Origin of the sequence: Bradyrhizobium sp. HKCCYLRH1030, from assembly GCF_051168395.1 — a bacterium.
Classification (GTDB): Bacteria; Pseudomonadota; Alphaproteobacteria; order Rhizobiales; family Xanthobacteraceae; genus Bradyrhizobium.
This window is the reverse complement of the sequence record NZ_JBNPUY010000010.1, coordinates 157,462-179,861: the sequence shown is the minus strand read 5'-3', so window position 1 is coordinate 179,861 and position 22,400 is coordinate 157,462. Positions and strand designations below refer to the sequence as shown.

Sequence of the window (22,400 nt, the reverse complement as noted above, 5' to 3'; positions counted from 1 at the left end):
AGCCCAGGGACCCGACGTGATCCAGAAGTAATATATCAGACATAGGTCGTGACGGCGGCCGCGTATCGGCACGCGAAGCAAGCCGCGTCGGTCAGTTCTGCTTGGTGGGAGGGTCGCCCGTCGGAGCGTCAGCCTGCGGCGCAGTGTCTGGCTGCGCCGGGCGCAATCCGCCGCCGGTGAATCGTTCCAACACCGAGCGCACCGCATCCCTCGTCTTGCGGTCCTTGACCGCATCGAGCAGAGGGGCGGCGGCCGGAGCGCGGCGGATCAGGCTTTCCGGATCGGGAAAGATCAGTGGATCTTCCCAGGGGCCCTGGACAACGAAAGGCAGTTCGAAGCCGTTGCTGCCGTTGCCGGACGACAGCAGGCTCGCGACGCCCTTGAAATCGTATTCCCGTGTCGGCACCGAGGCCGTACCGGTCATCGTGATGCGCGCGGTCGGGCTCTCGACGCGGATGTCCTCTGCGGTCGCGATACCCTCGGAGAACTTGACCGCGATCGTCAGCGAATCGTAAGGCGTCGAACCGGAGCGGAAATTGCCGCCGCGCGACAGCGGGCTGCGCTCGAGGCGCTTCAGGAGCTGCTCGACGTTGAAGCCGGAGATCGCGCCATCGCGGCCCTGCAGGTTGGCGCTGCCGTCGAGCGACTGGGCGAGCCCGAACGGGCTCGAGCCCGAAGCCGTCAGCGAGACGTTGAGATTGCCGCGTCCCGACAGCGACGACACGCCGAACATCTCGTTCGCGCAGGCCTGCAGATCGACATCGTTGAATTGCAGCTCAGCCTTCACGTCGGCCACGGTGTCGGCACGGGCGATTCCGAACGAGCCGCGCACGATGCCGCCATACATCTGAGCCTCGCCGACCGAGAGGGCGAGCACGCCGTTGCGCAGGTTGGCGCCGAAGGCCGTGCGTCCGATTTTCGAGGAGCCGACCGTGACCTTTGCGGCCGATAGCCGCATGTCGAGGTCAGTGGTGGACAAGGCCTTGAGGTCGAAGAGTTGCCGATTCCAGTCGCGGGCCCCATTGGCCAGCAGCCGGACCGTCGAGATGTAGGGGGTGAAGTCGAGCGCGTCGGCCGCCAGCGTCGCCTGCAGCGTCTGCCGGCCGTTATTGGCGTAGGTCATCACGCCTTCGGCGGTATTGCCGTCGAGTTCGACGTTGACATTGGTGAGGGCGATCGAGGCGCCGACCACGTTGGCGCGGGCACGCAAGGCGAAGCGCCCGAAGCCGCCGCCGCCGAGCGGCGTCTGCCCCGTCCAGCGCAGCGCATCGCGGAGCGAAGGGCTATCCACCGTCAGCATGCCTTCCATCAGCGCGCTGGTGCGGTTCGCGACCGTGCCGTCGAAGGCGACTTTCAGCGGCGCGCTGGCGAGCCGCATCTTCAAGCCGGACCGGTCCCCCGACAGCGCAGCCAGGAAGTCGCTGACGCTGATGGAGCCCTCGATGCGCTGGCCGCGCCAATCGAACTGCCCGGTCGCCGCGAACGAGCGCGAGATCGACGGCCAGGCGAGCGACAGGTCGATATCGTCGAGCCGCTCGGACGCGTGGTGGGCGGTGTCCTCGTAGACCAGGATGCCGTCCTGAATGCGGATCTCGGAGAACGACATCTGGCTGTCGGGCCCCGGACGCATCGTGCGCGCGATGGTCTCGATGAAGGGAGTCCAGTTGCTGTTGCCGTCGGCCTCGCGGGTGACGTTGATCTGCGGCCGCAGCATCATGACATCGGCGATTTCGAACCGCTGCAGCAGCAGCGGCAACAACTGCAGATTGGCGGTCAGCACGTCGACGCGCAGGGCCGGATCCGCGGTGCCGCTGCCCTTCAGGCCGACATCGTGGAACGAGACATAGCTGCCCGGAAACAAGGAGACGTCGATATGTCCCTTGACGACGAGCTCGAGCCCGGTCACGGCGCGGATCTGGCTCTCCACCGCCTGCCGCAGTGCCTCGCGATTGACCAGCCAGGAGCTCGCCAGCAGGGCCACGAACGCGATGCCCAGCAGCACCGCGATCGGTGTGCCGAGGCGCCTCATTCCTTGGGCCATGGTCACGGACATGTCCTGGGATCGTCGGATCGCTGGTTACGCGGGATGGGCAGGGTGCGCCGAAAACCCCTGCCAACATCAACAACTTGATGCGCTTTCTTGACGCTTTCAAGGCCACGCCGCCGGTGTGGCCGGATTGCGGCGGAGCCCTGATATTCCGGACTCCGGATCGCCACGGAGGCGCAGGCTGGTGCGACAGCTAAAGCAGGATGTGCGCGTTGGGAAGGCATCATTGACGCATTGCGAAGATTTCGCCTAATAATCCGGTCGATATCCGCGCGCGGTCGCCGCTCTCCATCAGGTCATTCCCGTATGAACAAGGTCTATCCGGACGCCAAATCCGCCCTTGCCGGCCTCCTCAAGGACGGCATGACCATCATGTCGGGTGGGTTTGGTCTTTGTGGCATCGCAGAAACGCTGTCCGACGCCATTCGCGAGTCCGGGGTGAAGGACCTCACCGTCATCTCCAACAATGCCGGGGTGGACGGCATCGGCCTCAGCCGGCTGCTGGAGACGCGGCAGATCAAGAAGATGATCTCGTCCTATGTCGGCGAGAACAAGCTGTTTGCCCAGCAATATCTGGCCGGCGAGCTGGAGCTCGAATTCTGCCCGCAGGGCACCCTGGCCGAGCGCATCCGCGCCGGCGGCGCCGGCATCCCGGCCTTCTTCACCAAGACCGGCGTCGGCACGCTGGTCGCGGAGGGCAAGGAGGTGCGGGAGTTCGACGGCGAGAAATATCTGATGGAGCGCGGTCTGTTTGCCGATCTGGCGATCGTGCACGCCTGGAAGGGCGACACCGCCGGCAACCTCGTCTACCGCAAGACCGCGCGCAACTTCAATCCGATGATGGCCACTGCGGCCAAGGTGACGGTCGCGGAGGTTGAGCATCTGCTGCCGGCCGGCCAGATCGATCCCGACCACATTCATACGCCGGGCATCTTCGTGAAGCGCATCATCCAGGTCGGAACTGCGCTCAAGCGCATCGAGCAGCGCACCGTGCGCAAACGTGAAGCCGCCGCCGCAGCCGGGGAGGAAGTCTGATGGCCTGGACGCGAGAGCAGATGGCGGCGCGCGCCGCCAAGGAGCTGCGGGACGGCTACTACGTCAATCTCGGCATCGGCATTCCGACGCTGGTCTCCAACTTCATTCCGCCGGGCGTCGACGTCGCGCTGCAGAGCGAGAACGGCATGCTCGGCATGGGTCCGTTCCCCTATGAGGGCGAGGAGGATCCCGACCTCATCAATGCCGGCAAGCAGACCGTTACCGAGCTGCCGATCACCAGCTATTTCTCGTCAGCCGAATCCTTCGCCATGGTCCGCGGCGGCCACATCGACCTGTCGATCCTCGGCGCCATGCAGGTCGCCCAGAACGGCGATCTCGCCAACTGGATGATCCCCGGCAAGATGGTGAAGGGCATGGGCGGCGCGATGGATCTCGTCGCCGGCGTCAAGCGCGTGGTCGTGGTCATGGAGCACAGCGCCAAGGACGGCCCGAAGCTGCTCAAGCAGTGCACCTTGCCGCTGACCGGCGAGCGCGTGGTGGACATGGTGGTGACCGATCTGGCGGTGTTCACGATCGACAAGCACGGCAATGACGGCATGGCCCTGATCGAGCTCGCCGACGGCGTGACGCTCGACGAGGTCAAGGCCAAGACCGAAGCCGAGTTCCGGGTCGCGCTGAAGAATGCCTGAGGGCGCGGCTACCAGCGCCGGCACAGCATCTCCGCGACCTTGACGGCGAGCCGGCATGCCGCTCGCCGCGGCGGGCTCGCAGCAGTGGACTGCGCGGTCTCCGCCAGCCCCTGAATGATGAGACACGGCACACTGCGGCTGAGGCAGATCAGCCCCATCGCATAGGCCATGTTATCCGTCGCAAGCGCGCCTGGAAACGCTGCCGAGATCTCGGCATTCGTGCCGTCGCCATCGCACGTCACCGTCATTCCTTCGAAGAACACGCCGATGTCATCCAGCATGCCATCCGCGGCCTCGTGCGCGAGGCGGCAAAGCTCGGGATCGGCCGGAATGATCATTCCGCTGTCATCGACCAAGGGCGGCTCGGCAATGCTGAGCGCGTCGCGCAGCTTGATCTGAATCCGGAATGGCGCGACCGAGGTGGCGATGACGAGATCACCGGGGCCGGCGCCGACGAATCGCGGGCCGCGGGCCGCGTGCGGGAGATTCGGGCCCAGTGCTTCGGCCCGTCCCGGCATGATCAGCCACTGCGCCCCATGCTCTTCGATCGCCACTGCGGCCGCGCTCGCCACCTCGGCCATCGATCGCCCGAGGCACACGACCGCATGGAAGCAGGAATGCCTGATGATGGCGCGCGCCGCGTTGCGCTGTTCAATCAGTGTGCCCGCGCCCATGGCCTGGACCAGGGCTTCGATATCCTCCGGCGTTTCGACCACGAAACCGATCGTGTTGGCTTTGGCATGGAGAAATCGCAGCGCGTCGAGCATCGCGTTGATGCTGGCCTTCTCCCGACCATCGAGCTGCTGCCACAGCGCTTCGAGCACGTCCAGGGAGGCCTCGATGTCGGCGCCGATCACGCCCTGGCCGAGCGGGCGGCCGGGTGTCTCGCAGCGATAGAGCTCTTCGAAGGCCTGCAGGACGGTCCTGCGGTCCTTGACGGCGTAGGCTCCTTGCAGGATGCGCGCGAGAACCTGGGCGCGCTTGCCAAGTTCGAGCGGAACGGCGAGCCAGGCAAAATCAGCCAGCTCGGCCGCCTGCTCGCTTGCGGCGCGCTGGAATTCGCCGACGACCTGACCGTAGTGCCAGCTCAATTGCCACGGCGTCACCTGCCGTCCGCGATACCTGCCGCGCTCGATGCGTTCGAGCGATTGCGCCTGCAACTCGTTGCGCAGGTCGGGATCTATTCCCGATGCGCGGGAATCCAGCAGACGATAGGCGCGTGTTGCGATCGCCGGTCCGAACCATTCGTGCTCGGGGTCGCCGACCGAGAGACCGCTCGGCATGCGGATGTGGACGGTCCTGCGAAACTGGTCGAGCTCGCGTCTTGCGACCTGGGCCGCGGTCACCGAAACCTGCTGCACCTCGCACAAACCGTCGACCACACTGGCCCAGTCCCAGAAGTCGTCGCCATAGAACGGAATGCGATATTGGCGGCTCGCGACGATCCGTGCGCAAGCCTGTTCGATGGCGGGAGCCACGCGATCGAGAATATCCTTGCGCGCCAGCGCGCCGTCCGTGAGACATTGGTGCACGAGACGCGCCGCGCCCGCATTCACCACGTGCCAGTCCCTGGCGGCGAATTTAGGCGACGTCCGCAGATATTCGAGCGCGTCGATGAGGCAGCGTCCAGCCAGTGCGCGGGGCGAATCGTCGTCGAACCAGCTGGTGTTGCCAATTCCGTAACCATGCAGGTCGGACGTGAAGAAGACCGGCGGATGTCGAGAATTCACACTCGCCTCCTGGTCCGCTTATCGCGTCTCTCAACGAAAATTGTCTAACGTTTGTAGCTTACATCTCGCAATCGAAAGTTGATTTTGCGTGACTGTCATTTGTGCCAGTGTCAGGGCACCGCCGATCCGGCACCGGCGTGGGTTGCTGTCGAGCGTGCTTAACGCTGAGCACGCCGCGTCAGGCGCGAATGGCGCCGAGGAGCCGGCTGAGACGCTGCGTCATGCTGCGGCTCCATGAGGGCTGTTCGCGGACCAGCCGGAAGCCGAGATTGGCAGGTGGCGTGCCGGAGGCGCAGCCGCCGGCGCGCGCGTCGCGGATGAAGTCGGTCACGTAGGCTCGATGCGCGCCTTCGGCCAGCCGCACGCCGCAATTGCTGACGGTCTTGGTGACGCGACCTGCACTATCCTGCGTCTTGCGTGTGAAGCAGGTCGAGGTCCACTCCCAGACATTACCCGCGAGGTCGGCAATGCCGTGCTCGTTGATGCCGAAGCTGCCGAAGCCGCGCGTCTCGGAGTCCTCTTGCAGCGCGGCTTCCCGCTCGTAGCGGGCAATCCAGCGTCGGGAGGGATCGGCGTCGTCGATCGAGACGCCATCGTCCTTGAAGCGGCTGCCCGCTGCATAGGCCCACTCGGTATCGGTCGGCAGACGATAGCTGTGGCCGGTCCGGTGTGAGAGCCATTCGGCGTAGGCCACCGCGTCATGCCAACTCACCTGCACGGCCGGGCGATCGCTGGCGATGGGAACGTTGCGATCGAGCGCGCGGCACGCATGCGCTTCGACGCAGGCGTGGTAGTCCGCGGCACTGACCTGGTTCGTCATGATCGTCAGCGGATGATCAAAGCGGACCGTCGTGATGGGCGCTTCGGCCTGCCGCCCGCTGCGGAGATGGTCACCGGAGTCGCGGTAGCTGATCGTACCAGGTGCGATCTCGGTGAGGGCGGGGCCGTCGAAGTCCGCAACGCGGTTTGGCAGATCGGCAAGGATCGGTGCCATTGCGGTCGGGCCAGCCAATCCGACGACGCAGGCGATGGTGAGCTTGAGCTTGAAAGCGAGCAGCATGGCAGCACACTCAGGAGAGTGGGGGCCGGATACGCCGGCCCCCAGGGCCGATCAGTTCGTCGTGCCGGTCGGAATGTCCGCCGGGGCCTTGACCTGCGTCATCAGGTCGTCATTCCACTTGCCTTCGACCTTGAAATGGGCCGTCGCGCCGAGATTGGCCGCCTCGATCAGGTTGTGGGTGACGTAGGCGTAGATGCCGGGCTGCAGGAATTTGTAGAGCGCGGCGCCTGCCGAGCCGCCCCGGATGAACCAGGTCTCGAGCCCGGTCTCCGGCGCGTTGGAAAATTTGCCGGTCTCCCAGACATAGTCGCCGTGGCCGCCGATCAGATGCGGACGACTGTCGCGGTTCGCCTGCGAGTGCACGATCAGAACGTTCTCGCCGACATTGGCCGTGAGCGCATTCTTTCCGGTGAGCGCGCCGGCCTTGCCGTTGAACACCACATGGGTCGGCGTGAGCTTGCGCATGACCTCCTCGGTGTCGCTATAGGCTTCGCCGGGCGAGTCGTAGGACTTGAAGTTTCCCTTCTCGTCGCGCGGGACGTAGAGGTCCTGCTCGCCGATGTAGTAGACGCGATCGTAGCGCAGCGCGTGTCCGCGGCCGTCATTGAGACCGTCGCGCGGCAGCACCATCACGGCGCCGTTCATGCCGGAGACGACATGCCAGGGGATCATCGGTCCGCCGGGGGCGCAGTGATAGACGAACACGCCGGTCCGCGTCGCCTTCCAGCGTAGCACGACCTGTTCGCCCGGATTGACCAGGGTCAGCGCGCCGCCGCCCAGCGCTCCGGTCGCGGAGTGGAAGTCGATGTTATGCGGCATGCTGTTGGTCGCGGGATTGACCAGGGTCACCTCGACATAGTCGCCCTCATGGACCACCATCAGCGGGCCTGGCATCGAGCCGTTGAACGTCATGGCCTGGAAGGTGGTGCCCTTCTCGTCGATCACCATCTTCTTTTCCTGGACCACGAGCTTGAACTCCATGATCTTGGGCCCCTGCTTCGTCGCCTGCTCGTGCGCATGCACGAACGGCGGAGCCACCAGATCGACCTTCTGGCGCGGCAGCTTGAGGTCCTCGGCCATCGCGGGAGCCGCAAGCATCATCGCGGCGATGGCTGCACTGAACATGGCGGTGCGGCGGGTCAACATGGATCGCTCCTTCATTGGATCTGTTGTAGTGCCGCAATCATCATGCTCCCGTTGGAACTCGGCTTGTTTGTGCTGCAACAAGCAACTTCGCAATTGCGGAATCAGGCGGCAGATCTTGAGCGAATTTGGCGCGGCTGCGCCCGCGCAGCGCGCGAATGAGTTGCATCGGCGCGCAGTTTCGTGGGAGGCCGGACAGGGTGCGGAGCAAAGCGGGCCGGACTGTCCCGCGCGACGACGCGATAAGATGATAGGATCTGTCCGTCTGCCCATACGGCACGAGAATCGCGGGCGCTATGATGCGCGCTTCAGAGCGCAGCTCTGGACCGATCGACGATGGGCTCCCGAACTCGTCAGCTCAGCCAGCGCACCGCCAGCAACACGACGAAGGCCACTGCCGCCGCGATGCAAAACACCGTGGTCATGAACATGGCGATGTTGCCGAGCAGGCCTGTCGGCCCCGACTCGTCGCGGAACGATTCGAAGCCGTCGGACTGGGGGATATGGCCGCGGATGCCGGCGAGGAGAGCAAATGAACGGATCAGCAGTTGCACAGCTTCCATTGCGATTTCCTCGAATCGTCGATGATTCGATGATGACGGGAAATGAGCCGGCCACTTTGAGGAAGCGCAAAGTCCGCGGTGATCACCGGCGTTCTACTGCTCCAACAGGGTATCTGCCGGCCGCGCCTTGAGAAAGCTCAAGGTCGTCCCTCTTGCCTTGTGTCAAGAACCTCCGAACCCCAGGTCGACACGCTCAGGTGACAGGCAGGACATGAGACCAGATCTTGCAGCATGCTACGGACAGGAGCGCCTCCCGCGCTACACCAGCTATCCCACGGCGCCTCATTTCTCCAACGCGGTCGGCCCGTCCACCTACGCAGAATGGCTGCGTGCGATACCAGCAAGCGCGACGGCATCGTTGTACCTGCACGTGCCCTTCTGTCGCTCGATGTGCTGGTATTGCGGCTGCAACACCATGGTCGCCAAACGCGACGAGCCGATTGCGGTCTACGAATCGGCACTACGTTGCGAGGTCGACATGGTGGCGCGCCAGATCGGCCGGCGGCTGCAGGTCGGGCACATCCATTTCGGCGGCGGCACGCCGACCATCATGGCGCCGGAGTCCTTCGTCGATCTCGTCGGATCGCTGCGCCATTCCTTTTTCGTGTTGCCATCGGCGGAGATCGCCATCGAGATTGATCCGCGCACGCTGACGGCGGAGATGATCGCGGCGCTGGGGGTGAGCGGGGTCAATCGCGCCAGTCTGGGCGTGCAGAGTTTCGATCCGCGGGTGCAGCAGGCGATCAACCGGGTGCAGAGCTTCGAGCAGACTGCGGCGGCCACGAACGGGTTGCGTCAGGCCGGCGTTGCCGGCATCAACTTCGACCTGATCTACGGACTGCCGCATCAGAACGTCGAGTCGTGTCTCGACACCGTCCGGCGCGCCATCGACCTGCGCCCCGACCGGCTCTCCGTGTTCGGCTACGCTCATGTGCCATCGTTCAAGACGCACCAGCGCAAGATTCAGGACTCGGCGTTGCCGGACAGTCTGGAACGCTACGATCAGGCCTGCGCGATCGCTGACGCGCTGAAGGACGCAGGCTACGTCCAGATCGGGCTCGATCATTTCGCCTTGCCCACGGACCCGATGACCATCGCGTTCCGCGAAGGCCGGCTGCATCGTAATTTCCAGGGCTACACGACCGATGCCAATGATCTGCTGCTCGGCTTCGGCGCCTCGGCGATCGGACAGCTGCCGCAGGGCTATGTCCAGAACGCGCCGCAGGTCCGGGCCTATGAGCAGAAGATCGCGTCCGGCAGCCTCGCGACCGTGAAAGGCTATGGCCTGACCGATGACGACCGCCTGCGGGCGGACATCATCGAGCGCATCATGTGCGACTACGGCGTGGATCTCGACGTCATCTGCACCCGCCATGGCACGGACACCGACGACATGCTGAGATCGGCGCCGCGGCTGCAATCGCTGATCTCCGACGGTGTGGTGGAGCTCAACGGCGGTGCGCTCGCGGTGACCGAGCATTCCCGGTTCCTGGTGCGCAGCGTCGCTGCGGCGTTCGATGCGCATCTCGACGCGTCGAAGCAGCTGCACAGCCGGGCGGTCTGACTGTCGAGGTGCCGCGGTGCTTGTGCCGCGACAAAGACCGCAAAGGGCATGCCCGCTACCGTTCGCGCTGGAATGGAGGCGCGCATGCCAATCTCCTTCGATGAACTGGTCGACGATGTCATGCGGCGAAGGCCGGAGACGATCGGCGTCTTTCTTGCTTTCCAGATGCGTTGCGTCGGTTGCCCGATCGCCTGTTTTCACAACGTCGCGGATGCCTGCCACGAGCATGGCGTCGATCCCGACGCGTTCCTCGCCGCCCTGTGTGCCTGCTCGTGATCAGGTGCGGGATGCGGCCGCGTCGCCGGCGCCCTGCTGCGCCAGCAGCACGATCTTGTGCGGCTCGCGCAGGACGATCTTCTGACGGCCGCTTTCGACCAGGCCGAGCTGCTCCCAGCCGGAGAGGATGCGGCTCACCGTGTGCAGCGTCGTCCCGGTCATCTGCGCAATGTCCTGCCGGCTGATCGGGAAATCGATCTGCACGCCATGATCGAGCTTGCGGCCGGCCTGGTTGGCGAGCCGAAGCAGCGCATGCGCGATGCGCTGCTCCACCTGCTGCGTCGACATTTCGATCACGCGCGCGTGGGTTTCCTGCAGCCGCTGGCCGACCGTCTGCAGCGTGTTCGCCGCCAGCGATGGGAACTTCGCGACCAGCCGCGGCCATGAGGCGGACGGCCAGGCCAGCACGATGCTGTCGTCGACGGCGGTCGCTGTCGCCGGATAATGTTGGAGTCCGATGGCGGGGGCGACGCCGAACGTGTCCCCTGGCACGACATAGCGCACCACGATCTGGTCGCCGGTGGGCGTCGTCTTGCTGGCGCGGACATGACCGTGGAGCAGCAGGAAGAACGAGGTCGCATCGGCGCCCTGCTCGAACACCGCACCGTTGCGGGGGACGCGAAGGGAGCGGGCCTCCCGCAGCACGTCCGTGAGATCCTCAGCGGACAGCCCTGCAAACAGCGGCAGATGCGCGACCAGCGAACGGTCGATGGAAGCCATGATGTTCTCCGGGGCCGGATTCGGCTCAATTTTGCGGCGCTCAATAGCACGTTTTTGCGATCCGTCGGAAGTTTGTGCTGGCGCAAGCCATAGTGGGCGACGCGCAACTACATGTTAAGCACAGCGCCGCGATCGGTGCGGTTCCCGTCCTTCATCGAGCGAGCTTGCACATGGCCATTCCACGCAACTATCAGGGCTGGACCGTCCTCGCCAACGGGTTCAGGCCGTTCTTCCTGCTCGGCGCGCTCCAGGCTGCGCTGGCGATCCTGATCTGGCTCCCGGCCTTTTACGGTGAGCTGAAGCTGAGCTCGGGCTTTGCCCCCCGAGACTGGCACGTGCACGAGATGCTCTACGGCTACCTGCCGGCCATCGTCACCGGCTTCCTGTTCACGGCGATCCCGAACTGGACCGGACGGCTGCCGATCCGGGGCCTGCCGCTGCTCACCCTGGTGCTCGTATGGACAGCCGGACGACTGGCCGTCACGGTGTCTGCGCTGGGTCCCTGGTGGGCCGCGCTGCTGATCGATGCGAGCTTCCTCGTGCTCGTCGTCCTGGCCGCGGCGCGCGAGATCGTCGCCGGGCGCAATTGGCGCAATCTGCCGGTGGTCGCGATCGTCACGGTGCTGTGCGTCGGCAACATCGCCTTCCACGTCGAGGCCCATCTGCGTGGCTCGGCCGATTACGCGATCCGCGTCGGCGTTGCCGTGATCGTGCTGCTGCTCGCGCTCATCGGCGGCCGCATCACGCCGAGCTTCACGCGCAACTGGCTGGTCAAGCACAATCCCGGCCGGCTGCCGGCGCCGTTTGGCCGCTTCGACATCGCGGTCGTGCTGTTCAGCGCGCTGAGCCTGCTCGGCTGGATCCTGGTTCCTGAGAGCGCGCCGACCGCGCTCGCGCTGGCTGCGGCCGGCATGTTGCATGTGGTGAGGCTCGCGCGCTGGGCCGGCGATCGCACCTTGCGCGAACGGCTGCTGGTCATCCTGCATGTCGGTTACATGTTCGTCCCGCTCGGCTTCCTGCTCACGGCGGCCGCCAGCCTCGGATGGATTCTGCCAAGCGCCGGGCTGCATGCCTGGATGGTCGGAGCCGCCGGCATCACGACGCTTGCCGTGATGACGCGGGCCACGCTCGGCCACACCGGCCAGGCGCTGACGGCCGCGCCCGCGACCCAGGCGATCTATCTGGCGATCATCGTCGCAGCGGTGACGCGGGTCTGCGCCGCAGTGGCGCCGGCGCACGGCGAGGTGCTGCTGCACGTCGCGGCGTTGGCCTGGATCGTCGCATTCGCCGGCTTCGTCCTGGCGTTCGGTCCGCTTCTGCTCGGTCTCAAGCGTCGGTCACTGGCCGTGCGGCGGGCGGGATCGGCTCAGCCGGTGCTCTGATTGCGCGCCACGGCGCGGGGAAACACCACCTCGATCAACGTGCCGGATTTCGGCGCCGCCTTGATATGAAACTGCGCCCGGTTGGCTTCGACCAGCGCCTTGGTGAGCGACAGGCTGAGACCGGCGCCATCGGGGCCTTGCTCGGAAGCCGAGGGCGCACGGAACGGTTCGAGCGCGGCGGCCACCTCCTGATCGTTCAGGCCATGACCGGTGTCGCGCACGCGCAGCGCGACCTCGCCGAAATCGGTCAGCGCGGTCGAGACGATGACCTGGCCGCCGGGATTTGCCAGCGAGATCGAGGCCGAGATCAGGTTCATCGCGATCTGGCGCAGCGCCCTTGTGTCGGCGATGACCGGCGGCAGCAGTTGCGACAGCGAGGTGCGGATGATGATGCGGGCGCGGTTGGCCTGCGGCTGCATCACTGCGACACAGCTCTCCACCAGCTCGTTGAGGTTCTGGCTGGTGAAGGTGAGCTCGAGCTTGCCGGTCTCGATGCGCGACAGCTCCAAGAGATCGTCGATCAGGGAGACGACGCGCTCGCCCGAGGCGCGGATGTCCTTCATGTATTCGGCGTAGCGCGTGTTGCCGATCGTGCCGAAACGTTCGCCGATCATCACCTCGGCAAAGCCGATGATCGCGTTCAGCGGCGCGCGCACCTCGTGGCTGATCCGGGCCAGCATGTCGGCCTTGGCGTTGGCGGCCCGATCGGCCACGCGACGAGCCTGCAGCAACTCGCTATCGCCGCGATGGAGTTGCGACAGGTCGCGGAACACGGCAAAGAAATTCGGACCGTCGGGCCGGGTCCGGCCAATTGCCATCGACAACGGAATGACGCCGCCCTGAGCGACCTTCCCGAGCACCTCGCGGCCCTGATCGAGCCCGCTCGACGCGCCGTCCTGCTGCACGCTGTCGAGGTCATCGAGCACGAGGCGGGCGCTTTCCGGCGCGAACAGCTCGATCAGGTTACGGCGCACCAGCGCCGCGCCATCGTAGCCGAACAGCGCCTCGGCGCTGCGGTTGCAGGCGTGGATGTTGCCGCCGGCGTCGAACATCAGGATGCCCTCGGCTGTGACGTCGAGGATCGCCGCAAGATCTTCGGCTTCGGCGTGGCCGGCGGCCGGAGGCGGGGCCACGACCAGGGGGGCCGGTGCAGCCGAGGCCGGCGCCGACATCGGTGCGGCGTCGGCCGCCGTCGGAACCGCGGCTGCGGTGCCGGGCGCCGGAGCGAAGATCAGGGCATGGGCGGTATCGCCGTCCCAGGTGATCGTGAACAGGCGGGCTTCCGCCTTCACCTCCTCGCTGGAGGAGCCGTCGGCGGCCGAGATCGTGACGGGGGTGCCGGCCTCCGACTTGTTCGACGCGGACGACACGCCCGGCTCGACATAGAGCGCATCGAGCCCGCCTGCCTGCTCCAGAGCCGCAAGATCGGCGTAGCCCATCTGCCTGAAGAAGGCCGGATTGCCATAGAGCAGCCGATCGAGCCGGTAGATCAGCATGCCCGTCGGCAGCAGGTCGAGCAGGATGCGGTCGCGCTGACTGTCGCCCTGGGCCGGCGGCTCCTCGGGGCTGAGCCATTCGGTCTGCAGCTCCGCGCCATGATCGGTCGCCGTTTCCGTCGCCGACGGAGCCTGCTGCTGCGGCGGGACCGACGGATCGCTCACGCGCGATCCCGGCTCGAGCGCCGCACTCGCGACGCCCGCGGCTGAGTTGCGGATCTCGCCTTCGAGCCGAGCCGACAGCTGACGCGCGAGTTCATGGAACGCACTGTTCTCCACCGGCGTGAGCACCGGATGCTTGGACTCGCCCGGAGCGCGGAACGGGACCACGTTCCCGGTCGTTTCGAGCCCGATGCCGTCGATGTGGTGTACGTCCGGCGCAATGGAAGCCTCACGCGATGACGCAGTGACGTTGTCCTGCTGCGGCGGCACATCTGCGGCCTGCACATGGTCGGATTGGGCAGGTTCGGTTTCGTCGGCGTCCGGAGCATCAGTCGCGGCTGCATCGGTCGATGCGGGGCGACGCAGTGCGGCCAGCCGGTCCAGGGCGTCGAGGTCGCGACAGACGCCGAAGCCGCGATAGCCGGCATGGGTTCTGTCCTCCGTCAGGACAGGCAGTCCCGACAATTCGACCGCAAGCCGCTCGCCCTCCGCGGGCCAGCTGACGACGATCCCGCTCCAGGTCTCTTTCGTTTCGATCGCGGCACTGATTCGCCCTTCGGGATCGAGGCCTAGCGATGCAGCGAGCTCATGCCAGGGATGGCCGAGCTTGGCGGCGCTGTGCCGCCCGATCAGGCGGGTGAATTCATCGGAGCCGATCGAGAACCGTCCCTCGGCATCCATCTGCCAGGAAAATCGGAGCGGATGGCGGCGGCCGACTGAAGGGTCCGCCGCGCCGGAATCGACAGGATGCGCGTGATCTTCCGTTTGCGGCGCCGACGCCTTGAACAGGTCGGCCTCGGCCGGATCGTCGATCAGCAGGAACTCGGCCGGCGCTTCGTTCGACAGCGCGGGCGATTCGTCGTCGGTTTGGCGTTCAGTCATTGCATCCATCGGAAGAGGAGGCGAAGTCACGACCGCGGGCCCAGCGGCAACGCCCACGGGGGCTGGTGATGCCGGGGCGGCATCTGCGGTTGGCTCAGGTATTGGCGCCGTGCCCGGCGCCTCGATCTCCTCGGCAGGGGCCGGCATCGGGACGGCCACCAGCCCGACCTGGTTGCCGCTGCCGATGCGGTAGAGCGCTGCGCGCTCCGTGCCGAACGTCACCTCGGCCATGCCATCGGCCAGCGCCGCCCTGCGTATCCCGACGAAATCCGGCTCGCTCAGGTCGCGCATGCCAAACAGGCGCCGTCCGGCTGAACTGATGCCGGCGAACTGACCGTCCTGGGTGAATGCGATCAGCGCATGCTCACTCGTCTCCACGAGCCGCTTCAGGCGATCCGCCAGGGGGAAGCTACGTCCACCCCCGTCGGTGCCGGTGATCAGCACCGCGCGCGTGCCATCCGGCAGATCGATCCGGGCGCAGCCGCAGGTCGCGAGCGTGCCGAGCTGCGCGCCGAAGCCACGGAGGCGTTCGAGCCGCAAGGCGCCGGTCTCGGGCAGCCGCCGTCCCAATTGAGCGACCTGGCGACGATGCGCGTCGGCAGGGCCGAGCGTCTTAGCAATCAGCGCCGCTGCGCTCGCCGCGCCGAGGGCGCGCGCACCGGCCGCATTGGCCCACAGCACACGGCTGCCATCGGCCGACCATAGCCAGGCCGGCAGACTGCCGGCGGCGTGGACGGCCAGCCGGGGGTCGCTGAGGGCCTGCAATTCGAGATCGGCGTAGGTCATGGGCGACGACGGCAAACGGCTCTTGTGATGTTGATCGGCCGACGTTGATCGGCGGTCGGAACTGGTCGCGTTAAGAATTCGTTACTATCGCGCGTTTTGAGGGCCGAGGTCCACGGCGGGGCGGCGCTCCTGTCCTGCTAAAGCTTGGATAACCTTAATGTGTTCCTCGTGAGCCGCAGTGCGCGGAATCGCGGCGACCCCGGGCGATGGCGGAGGCAGGCTTCAACCAGGCACGTCAGACGTTCGAGAAGTTCCTGGCTGGAGCGGAGGCGACGGCCGGCTCGCTCGAACACCGCAGCACGACGGTGCGGGCCGGGGCCAAGGACATCGGCGCCAAGGTCTTGTCCTACGCTGAAAAGAACGTCCAGTCGTCGCTCGACTACGCCCAATCGCTGGTGCACGCCAAGGACCTGCCCGAGGTGCTGCGGCTGCACGGCGAATTTGTTCAGGGCCAGATGCGGTCGCTCGCCGAGCAGGCAAGCGAAATGGGGCAGGCTATCGGCAAGGTTGCGATCGACGCCACAAAGCCTAAGGCCTGACGGAACGTTCTCCGCTCCCGAAAAATCTGGAAGCGGGTGCGGCAAACAGTTCCTGATAGTGGAATTTCCGTTGCGTTGCACAAAAGCGCCACGATATAGCTCTACGCGAGGTTGTTACCTCCCAGGGGCGGTTCCTCTGCGTGATCCGAAGTGACGTCCCGATTGCCGGGACGGTCCAGTCTCAATGTTTCGAAGGATGCATGCCATGACCAATGCCACCGATCCTTTCTCCGCGTCCATCATCCCGTTCGAGGTTCCCGAACAGATGCGCGCGTTCGCCGAAAAAGGCGTGTCCCAGGCCCGCGAGAACTACGCCAAGTTCAAGGACGCAGCGGAAACCCACAATTCGGCCATCGAGGCCTTCTTCGCCAACGCCAGCAAGGGCGCCGGCGCCTACTCGTCCAAGGTCATGGAATTCACGAAGGCCAATACCACGGCTTCGCTCGACTTCGCCCAGGAGCTGTTCGGCGTGAAGTCGCCGTCGGAGGCGATGGAGCTGTGGACGGGCTTCGCGCGCAAGCAGTTCGAGACCTTGACGGCCCAGGCCAAGGAGCTAGGCGAGCTCGGCCAGAAGGTTGCGGCCGAGACGGTTGAGCCGATCAAGGAAAGCGCCACCAAGCTGTTCAAGACGGCGGCCTGAGGGCCAGCCTCAAGTCTCGCCGGGTGCGCGGTACGGGCCGTGTGCCGGCATGGACGGCGGGAGACCATGACCCGGGCGCGTTCGCGGCCGGGTTTGCTTTCTGGGGCTCGCCGTTTGCACGGGGGCTCGTTCGGGCCGAAGCGGCGTCAAAAAACGCCGTCACGGCAGGGGACTTTATCCGTTCTCGGCCTTGCCAAATTCGCCCGTTGCACCTAGTTTCCGGCCCGTTCGGACGCCCCCTCGTGGGCCGTCCCATGCGGATGCAGTTGTAGCTCAGTTGGTTAGAGCGCCTGTCTGTGGAACAGGAGGTCGGTGGTTCGAGCCCACCCAACTGTACCATGGCCACGCCCATCGCTGTGCCGTTCGCAAGCTCACCTCCATCCGTGCTCCGCGCCCCATTGATCCTGCGCCGTGATTTGTAGCCCCGTCGCGACCTCTCGCGCAGGGCCGGGGCGTGGGGCGCAGAGCTTTGGTCGCGGAAGCCCGAGCCCCGTCTCCGTATTTCGACGGATATATCGCCGGATCGTGCGCTCGCTTGCGGTTTTGCTGCGCCGGATCGGTAGCACGGCGTGGCGCCGTTGCTTGCGAATCCGATCTCCTTCAATCACAGTTGGCGGCAACGAGGGGGAGGGGGCGATGAGAGGGATTGATCTCGATCCATGCATCTCTGCCGTACTGATCGCTATAGCCGCGCTGTTAGTCCCCGTAACCGCACGGGCCTATACCGCCGAGCAGGAGCAGGCGTGCACAGGCGATGCGTTCCGGCTTTGTAGTTCCGACATTCCCGATGTCGATCGTGTCACCGCCTGCATGGTCCGCCGCAAGGCCGAGCTGTCGCCGCCATGCCGCGCCCAATTCGGGCCGCCAGAGCGCCAGACAGCGTCATCGGGCCGCGCGGAGCGGCCGATGAGCATTCGTCCTGTCACCAGGAAGCCGGTCACTGCGCGCGCCGGCAAATCGAAGAAGTCGACGCGACCGGACGCGACCTGAGCGATGCCGATGGCCGCATTTGGCGGCACCGGGAATGATGGCGGTCCTCGACGCGCAGCCTCAACATGTAAATGCGATGGGGCATGACCGGATGTTGTCGAACATCGCGGCCTGATCTGCTGTTTTGCCTGCTTTGGTGTGACTCAAAAACCAATGCGTTTCGGCAATCAGGAGTTACGTCTTATCGATCGCTAAATTTATCTTCCGCGAATCAGTCCGCTGATTCATTTTCGCTGCCGGGGTCAATCTGGAGGCCAAGGTATGAACGTTATTGTTTTCGCATCGCGTAAGGGCGGTTCAGGCAAGAGCACCCTGGCCGCCCATCTCGCTGCGCAGATCAAGTCGAGCAAGTCTTGTCTGCTCATCGATGCCGACCCGCAGGGGTCGCTGACGCTTTGGCACAAGCTGCGCGGCACCAACGAGCCGCCGATCAAGACGGCCGTGAACTCGGTGAGCGCGATCGTGTCCGCCGCCCGCCGCGACGGCGTCGAATGGGTGCTGATCGATACGCCGCCGACCATCTCGGCCGTCGTCGAGGATGCGATCAAGAACGCCACCATGGTGATCATCCCGGCCCGCCCCGGCGTGTTCGACGTCAACGCGGTACAGGAGACGATCCAGACCTGCCGCGCCGCGCGCAAGCCCTACGCGGTCGTTCTCAATGGCGCGCCGGCGCGCCGCGACGATGCTGAGAGCCCGATCGTCACCATCGCCCGCGAGGCGCTGGCGAAGTTCAAGGCCCCGGTGTGGGGCGGCCAGATCACCAACCGCGCCGATCTGCTGATGGCGCTGGGCCAGGGTGAAGGCGTGCGGGAATATTATGCGGAGGGCCGGGCTGCGGCCGAGATCGCACGCCTCTGGGCTGCGATCGAGCGTTCGGTGCGGGCGATTCGCGGGACTGTGTCGGCCAACGGCGCCATGCACAAGCAGGCGGCCTGATCGCGGCATCAGATGAGGCATCGACGCGCGGTCTTCCGCGCGTTTTTTGCGTCGGGTCACACGATCTGGCGTGAGTGCCGACCTCGCGCCGCGCGCGAGGGCGCGGCGAGGTCAGGCAACCATCAGGAAATAGAAGGCGATTGCCGGCGTCAGGGTCAGGATGACGGACCAGATCCCGACCGCCCAGAGAATGTCTTCGACGCTGAACCCCTGGTGCTCAGGGTATGGATGATCCTGCAAAGCCACGACGCCCTCGCGCTCTTTGATGTTTTCAACATCCATAGCGGAACATCTTTAAACACGAGGTTGCGGACTGCGCCGCTTTTGATCGCGTTTGTTAGCTCGGATTAACCACGGAGATTCTGCTCCGGCTCCGCAGCGGCGGCGCGGCTCTGCCTGGCCGTTCCGATCGGGAAGGCAAGGCAGAGCCGGCGAATAGGTTGGGGCGTGCTCAGGCAACGCGGTTCTGCGTGGTCGTCGGCTGGCGCCGCTCGATCTGCTGATCCAGCCGTGCGGCGAGGTCGTCGCCAACCTCCACCATCGGCAGCCGCACTTCGGGGCTCGCAATGACGCCGGTGCGCGCCAGCCAGTACTTGGCCGGTGCGGGGCTCGGCTCGGTGAACAGCAGCCGCGTCAGATGCTCGACCTGCGCCCAGCACGCTGCTGCCGCGTCGTGACGGCCGGCCTTCACGTGCTGCAGGATTGCGACAAACGTCTCGGTCTCCAGATGTGCCGAGAGCAGGATGGCGCCGTCGGCACCGGCCTGCAGCGCATCGAAGCTCTGGGCGTCTTCGCCCGTCAGGATATGAAAGCCAGCGCGCCGGCGCGTGATCAGGTCGCGCGTCTGCGTGCGGTTGGCGCAGCAATCCTTGAGCCCAGCGATGGCGGGATGCTCGGCGAGCTGCAGCAACGTCTCGTTGTCGAGGCCGACCGCCGACCGATAGGGAATGTTGTAGAGCACGATCGGATGGGCGGTGCGGTCAGCCAACGCGGTGAAATGCGCCAGCAGGCCGCGCTGCGACGGACGCACGTAAGGCGGACTCGAGATCAGATAGAACTCGATCGGCCATGACGCGGTTCGGTCGAGCGCTTCGATCACCTCGGCCGTCGCCCCGCCGCCGACACCAAGACAGATCGGCAGCGACCGGCCGGTGGTGTCGAGCTCGTCCCGGACCACGCTGATCAGACGGGCGCGCTCGTCCCATGACAGCGCCAGTCCTTCTCCTGACGTGGCACCGAGCACCAGTCCATCGATCCGCTTGGCAGCGTAGTGCCGAACCAGACTGCGTAAGGATGGTTCGTCGAGCGCGCCATCGCGGAACGGCGTGATCAGGGGCAGCCAGAGGCCCTGCAGTCGGGTCGTAACGTCGGTCATGGTCCATCTCCTTGGGTTGGCAGGAGCCGGAGACGGGACACGCAAAAAAGCCCCGTCCTCGCGGCGGGGCTGGTGATGCGGCGGTGAATTCGAGAGATTCTAGCGCGCGCGTCCACATGTCCCCGGGAGGGGAGCCTTTTTCGACGACAACTTGGCGTACGAAGACGTGGACATGCGATCTAGATGCGCGGTGCGGGCGATGCTGTCAACGCCGCATCGGGCACGACACGGAAACATTCGGCAAAAAAATAGCCGGGCCCAAATGAGCCCGGCTGGAGGTATTGGCCAAAGCGGCCGACACAATCACCTTCCAAGAGGGATTTCTGAACGCTCGCGCCACTGGAGGAGGGGGACAATGCGCAACGCCAACGCTCAGCACATCCTCAGTATGGGCTCTCGCATGGCGTCGCAGCAACCATGCAAGCCGCATGTCAGACATGCACAATCTTACGCCGGCCAGCGCTGCGCTTTGCTCACGACGAAGTCACGGAACACTTGAACGCGAGCGACCGTTTTCAATTCCTCGGGATAGACGAAGTAGGTGTCGAGCTGGATCGAATCCGACTCTCCGAACAATTGCACGAGACGGCTGTTTTCCTCGACGAGGTAGTCCGGCAGCGCGGCGATGCCGAGTCCTTGCTGGCAGGCGCGGACCAGGCCGAGAATGTTGTTGACCCTGAAATAGGCCTCGCGCGGACCGGAGCCGTTGCGGCCGGCATCGACCAGCCAGCTGCGGTTCTGGAGATGCGGCGCGACTTGGCCGTCGGCCAGCATGATGATGCGATGATCATCGAGCTCGTCGAGCGTGCGCGGCGTGCCGAAGCGCTTGACATATTCCGGTGAACAATAGGCGTGGAAGCTGATCGCGAACAGCTTGCGCTGGATCAGATCGGGCTGAGTCGGCTTGCGGGTGCGGATCGCCACGTCCGCCTCGCGCATCGACAGATCAAGCTCCTCGTCGGTGACGATCAGCGAGATCCGGATCTCCGGATAGAGCGCGGTGAATTCTCCGAGTCGCGGGATCAACCAGTTGATGCCGACGCCCGGCGTGGTCGTGATCTTCAGGTCGCCGCTCGGGCGCTCGCGGCTGTCGGTGAGCTTGGCGCGCGCCGCCTGCAGCTGCATGAAGACGTCATGCGCGGTTCGGAACAGAAGGTCGCCTTGCTCCGTCAGGATCAGCCCGCGGGCGTGGCGGTGGAACAGCGAGACTGCGAGCTCCTGCTCGAGCGCGCTGACCTGGCGCGACACCGCCGATTGCGACAGCCCGAGCTGCTCCCCGGCATGCGTGAAGCTGCCTGCTTCCGCCGCTGCGTGAAACACCTTCAGCTTGTCCCAATCCATATCCGTAAATCCATCCCGTGATCGTGGCATCGTCAGTTCATTCCGCCGCGGCGCGTTCGCTCGCGGCGTGGGCGAGGAAGCGTTCGGCCTCGAGGGCGGCCATGCAGCCCATGCCGGCTGCGGTGATCGCCTGCCGATAGGTTTCATCGGCGACGTCGCCGGCTGCAAACACGCCGGGAACGGAGGTCGCGGTCGAGCCCGGCGCCACCTCGACGTAACCGGAAGGCTTCAGTTTCAGTTGCCCCGCGACCAGCTCGGTTGCCGGCGCGTGGCCGATTGCAACGAACACGCCATCGGCGGGCAGCTCGGTGAGCGCGCCGGTCTTGACGTTCTTGAGCCGGACATGCGTGACCTTGGATGGCGAGCTGGCGCCGCAGATCTCATCGAGGGCGCTGTCCCAGACGACCTTGATCTTGGGATGCTTGAACAGCCGCTCCTGCAGGATGCGCTCGGCGCGGAAATGGTCGCGCCGGTGCACGACGGTGACGGTCGACGCGAAATTGGTCAGGAACAGCGCTTCCTCGACCGCGGTGTTGCCGCCGCCGACGACGACGACTTCCTTGCCGCGATAGAAGAAGCCGTCACAGGTCGCGCAGGCCGAGACCCCGAAGCCCTTGAACGTTTCCTCCGACGGCAGCCCGAGCCAGCGCGCCTGGGCGCCGGTGGCCAGAATGACGGTCTCGGCGAGGTAGACGTCACCGGAGTCGCAGGTCAGGCGGAACGGACGCTGTCCCAGCTCCAGCTTGGTCACGAGGTCCGTCTTGATCTGGGCGCCGACATGCGTCGCCTGCTTTTCCATCTGCTCCATCAGCCAGGGACCCTGGATGACGTCGGCAAATCCCGGATAGTTCTCCACGTCGGTGGTGATGGTGAGCTGGCCGCCTGGCTGGATGCCCTGAATCAGCACCGGCTCTAGCATAGCTCGTGCCGCGTAGATCGCCGCCGTATAGCCAGCAGGGCCGGAACCGATGATGACGACTTTGGCATGGATCGGAGCTTGCATGTGGCCGAAGACTCGCTGGAAAAGGGAGGATTACCGACGCAGCGAGCGGAATGCGCTGAAGAAACGCTCCGAAGCCC

General features: G+C 65.5%; 20 protein-coding genes and 1 tRNA gene. 10 read left to right on the top strand and 11 right to left on the bottom strand.

Features of this window, described 5'->3' with window-relative positions; all coding sequences use genetic code 11:
* Positions 1-91: 91 nt before the first annotated feature.
* Positions 92-2,041 carry an AsmA family protein gene (locus ACQR1E_RS26775; RefSeq protein ID WP_434897815.1) on the bottom strand — a complete coding sequence of 650 codons (1,950 nt, stop codon included), beginning with the start codon at positions 2,039-2,041 and terminating at the stop codon, positions 92-94.
* A 312-nt stretch (positions 2,042-2,353) separates the two neighbouring features.
* Here ACQR1E_RS26775 and ACQR1E_RS26770 point away from each other — a divergent pair, with 312 nt between their 5' ends.
* Both ACQR1E_RS26770 and ACQR1E_RS26765 read left to right on the top strand, forming a co-directional pair.
* On the top strand, positions 2,354-3,082 hold the full coding sequence (locus ACQR1E_RS26770; protein ID WP_315717540.1) for a CoA transferase subunit A: 729 nt from the start codon (positions 2,354-2,356) through the stop codon (positions 3,080-3,082).
* A complete protein-coding gene (locus ACQR1E_RS26765) occupies positions 3,082-3,732 on the top strand; it encodes a 3-oxoacid CoA-transferase subunit B (protein ID WP_315717539.1) in 651 nt (216 codons plus the stop codon). The genes ACQR1E_RS26770 and ACQR1E_RS26765 overlap by 1 nt, the downstream gene beginning before the upstream one ends.
* A gap of 8 nt (positions 3,733-3,740) precedes the next feature.
* Here the strand turns inward: ACQR1E_RS26765 and ACQR1E_RS26760 are convergent, their stop codons facing one another.
* From ACQR1E_RS26760 to ACQR1E_RS26745, 4 genes are all read right to left on the bottom strand, one after another.
* Entirely contained in the window at positions 3,741-5,462 is a 1,722-nt protein-coding gene (locus tag ACQR1E_RS26760; RefSeq protein ID WP_434871666.1) for a hypothetical protein, read from the bottom strand.
* 178 nt (positions 5,463-5,640) lie between these two features.
* Positions 5,641-6,522, bottom strand: a complete 882-nt coding sequence (locus ACQR1E_RS26755; RefSeq protein WP_316171503.1) for a formylglycine-generating enzyme family protein — start codon at positions 6,520-6,522, stop codon at positions 5,641-5,643.
* A gap of 51 nt (positions 6,523-6,573) precedes the next feature.
* Positions 6,574-7,668: a copper-containing nitrite reductase gene (gene nirK, locus ACQR1E_RS26750; RefSeq protein WP_315754991.1), complete on the bottom strand. Its 1,095-nt coding sequence runs from the start codon at positions 7,666-7,668 to the stop codon at positions 6,574-6,576.
* A 350-nt stretch (positions 7,669-8,018) separates the two neighbouring features.
* Positions 8,019-8,228 carry a hypothetical protein gene (locus ACQR1E_RS26745; protein WP_315754993.1) on the bottom strand — a complete coding sequence of 70 codons (210 nt, stop codon included), beginning with the start codon at positions 8,226-8,228 and terminating at the stop codon, positions 8,019-8,021.
* A gap of 211 nt (positions 8,229-8,439) precedes the next feature.
* On the opposite strand from ACQR1E_RS26745, the gene hemN reads away from it, so the two are divergent.
* Both hemN and ACQR1E_RS26735 read left to right on the top strand, forming a co-directional pair.
* Entirely contained in the window at positions 8,440-9,792 is a 1,353-nt protein-coding gene (hemN, locus tag ACQR1E_RS26740; protein ID WP_316171504.1) for an oxygen-independent coproporphyrinogen III oxidase, read from the top strand.
* 72 nt (positions 9,793-9,864) lie between these two features.
* Entirely contained in the window at positions 9,865-10,068 is a 204-nt protein-coding gene (locus tag ACQR1E_RS26735; protein ID WP_409998699.1) for a DUF1858 domain-containing protein, read from the top strand.
* Here ACQR1E_RS26735 and ACQR1E_RS26730 read toward each other — a convergent pair whose 3' ends face one another.
* Positions 10,069-10,788 (bottom strand): Crp/Fnr family transcriptional regulator, encoded by a 720-nt coding sequence (locus tag ACQR1E_RS26730; RefSeq protein ID WP_315754997.1) that lies wholly within the window; start codon positions 10,786-10,788, stop codon positions 10,069-10,071.
* A 170-nt stretch (positions 10,789-10,958) separates the two neighbouring features.
* Between ACQR1E_RS26730 and ACQR1E_RS26725 the strand changes: the two genes are divergently transcribed.
* On the top strand, positions 10,959-12,170 hold the full coding sequence (locus ACQR1E_RS26725) for an NnrS family protein (RefSeq protein WP_315826716.1): 1,212 nt from the start codon (positions 10,959-10,961) through the stop codon (positions 12,168-12,170).
* Here ACQR1E_RS26725 and ACQR1E_RS26720 read toward each other — a convergent pair.
* A complete protein-coding gene (locus ACQR1E_RS26720; RefSeq protein ID WP_434897786.1) occupies positions 12,155-15,496 on the bottom strand; it encodes a sensor histidine kinase in 3,342 nt (1,113 codons plus the stop codon). The genes ACQR1E_RS26725 and ACQR1E_RS26720 overlap by 16 nt on opposite strands.
* 206 nt (positions 15,497-15,702) lie before the next feature.
* Here ACQR1E_RS26720 and ACQR1E_RS26715 point away from each other — a divergent pair, with 206 nt between their 5' ends.
* From ACQR1E_RS26715 to ACQR1E_RS26695, 5 genes are all read left to right on the top strand, one after another.
* The gene (locus ACQR1E_RS26715; protein WP_434897785.1) at positions 15,703-16,035 is read left to right on the top strand and encodes a phasin family protein; all 333 of its coding nucleotides are present in this window, start codon (positions 15,703-15,705) and stop codon (positions 16,033-16,035) included.
* Positions 16,036-16,240: 205 nt separating this feature from the next.
* Positions 16,241-16,675 (top strand): phasin, encoded by a 435-nt coding sequence (locus ACQR1E_RS26710; RefSeq protein WP_434897784.1) that lies wholly within the window; start codon positions 16,241-16,243, stop codon positions 16,673-16,675.
* Between the two features lie 262 nt (positions 16,676-16,937).
* Positions 16,938-17,014: transfer RNA gene (locus tag ACQR1E_RS26705), tRNA-His, on the top strand.
* A 297-nt stretch (positions 17,015-17,311) separates the two neighbouring features.
* On the top strand, positions 17,312-17,665 hold the full coding sequence (locus ACQR1E_RS26700) for a hypothetical protein (protein ID WP_315717526.1): 354 nt from the start codon (positions 17,312-17,314) through the stop codon (positions 17,663-17,665).
* Between the two features lie 261 nt (positions 17,666-17,926).
* Positions 17,927-18,604 (top strand): ParA family protein, encoded by a 678-nt coding sequence (locus ACQR1E_RS26695; protein ID WP_231327589.1) that lies wholly within the window; start codon positions 17,927-17,929, stop codon positions 18,602-18,604.
* Positions 18,605-18,715: 111 nt separating this feature from the next.
* Here the strand turns inward: ACQR1E_RS26695 and ACQR1E_RS26690 are convergent, their stop codons facing one another.
* The 4 genes from ACQR1E_RS26690 to trxB all read right to left on the bottom strand — a co-directional run bounded on the left by ACQR1E_RS26690 (position 18,716) and on the right by trxB (position 22,323).
* Positions 18,716-18,886 carry a hypothetical protein gene (locus ACQR1E_RS26690; protein ID WP_315717524.1) on the bottom strand — a complete coding sequence of 57 codons (171 nt, stop codon included), beginning with the start codon at positions 18,884-18,886 and terminating at the stop codon, positions 18,716-18,718.
* Between the two features lie 169 nt (positions 18,887-19,055).
* Positions 19,056-19,979, bottom strand: coding sequence for a 4-hydroxy-tetrahydrodipicolinate synthase (dapA, locus tag ACQR1E_RS26685; protein WP_434897783.1), 924 nt, complete (start codon positions 19,977-19,979; stop codon positions 19,056-19,058).
* Between the two features lie 447 nt (positions 19,980-20,426).
* On the bottom strand, positions 20,427-21,350 hold the full coding sequence (locus ACQR1E_RS26680) for a LysR family transcriptional regulator (protein WP_315717522.1): 924 nt from the start codon (positions 21,348-21,350) through the stop codon (positions 20,427-20,429).
* Positions 21,351-21,357: 7 nt separating this feature from the next.
* Entirely contained in the window at positions 21,358-22,323 is a 966-nt protein-coding gene (gene trxB, locus ACQR1E_RS26675) for a thioredoxin-disulfide reductase (protein ID WP_315717521.1), read from the bottom strand.
* Positions 22,324-22,400: the final 77 nt, after the last annotated feature.

Coding starts and splice junctions, on each gene's coding strand:
- ACQR1E_RS26775 (WP_434897815.1), bottom strand. CDS start 2,041: ATGGCCCAAGGAATGAGGCGCCTCGGCACACCGATCGCGGTGCTGCTG.
- ACQR1E_RS26770 (WP_315717540.1), top strand. CDS start 2,354: ATGAACAAGGTCTATCCGGACGCCAAATCCGCCCTTGCCGGCCTCCTC.
- ACQR1E_RS26765 (WP_315717539.1), top strand. CDS start 3,082: ATGGCCTGGACGCGAGAGCAGATGGCGGCGCGCGCCGCCAAGGAGCTG.
- ACQR1E_RS26755 (WP_316171503.1), bottom strand. CDS start 6,522: ATGCTGCTCGCTTTCAAGCTCAAGCTCACCATCGCCTGCGTCGTCGGA.
- nirK (WP_315754991.1), bottom strand. CDS start 7,668: ATGTTGACCCGCCGCACCGCCATGTTCAGTGCAGCCATCGCCGCGATG.
- ACQR1E_RS26745 (WP_315754993.1), bottom strand. CDS start 8,228: ATGGAAGCTGTGCAACTGCTGATCCGTTCATTTGCTCTCCTCGCCGGC.
- hemN (WP_316171504.1), top strand. CDS start 8,440: ATGAGACCAGATCTTGCAGCATGCTACGGACAGGAGCGCCTCCCGCGC.
- ACQR1E_RS26735 (WP_409998699.1), top strand. CDS start 9,865: ATGGAGGCGCGCATGCCAATCTCCTTCGATGAACTGGTCGACGATGTC.
- ACQR1E_RS26730 (WP_315754997.1), bottom strand. CDS start 10,788: ATGGCTTCCATCGACCGTTCGCTGGTCGCGCATCTGCCGCTGTTTGCA.
- ACQR1E_RS26725 (WP_315826716.1), top strand. CDS start 10,959: ATGGCCATTCCACGCAACTATCAGGGCTGGACCGTCCTCGCCAACGGG.
- ACQR1E_RS26720 (WP_434897786.1), bottom strand. CDS start 15,496: ATGACCTACGCCGATCTCGAATTGCAGGCCCTCAGCGACCCCCGGCTG.
- ACQR1E_RS26715 (WP_434897785.1), top strand. CDS start 15,703: ATGGCGGAGGCAGGCTTCAACCAGGCACGTCAGACGTTCGAGAAGTTC.
- ACQR1E_RS26710 (WP_434897784.1), top strand. CDS start 16,241: ATGACCAATGCCACCGATCCTTTCTCCGCGTCCATCATCCCGTTCGAG.
- ACQR1E_RS26700 (WP_315717526.1), top strand. CDS start 17,312: ATGAGAGGGATTGATCTCGATCCATGCATCTCTGCCGTACTGATCGCT.
- ACQR1E_RS26695 (WP_231327589.1), top strand. CDS start 17,927: ATGAACGTTATTGTTTTCGCATCGCGTAAGGGCGGTTCAGGCAAGAGC.
- ACQR1E_RS26690 (WP_315717524.1), bottom strand. CDS start 18,886: ATGGATGTTGAAAACATCAAAGAGCGCGAGGGCGTCGTGGCTTTGCAG.
- dapA (WP_434897783.1), bottom strand. CDS start 19,979: ATGACCGACGTTACGACCCGACTGCAGGGCCTCTGGCTGCCCCTGATC.
- ACQR1E_RS26680 (WP_315717522.1), bottom strand. CDS start 21,350: ATGCCACGATCACGGGATGGATTTACGGATATGGATTGGGACAAGCTG.
- trxB (WP_315717521.1), bottom strand. CDS start 22,323: ATGCAAGCTCCGATCCATGCCAAAGTCGTCATCATCGGTTCCGGCCCT.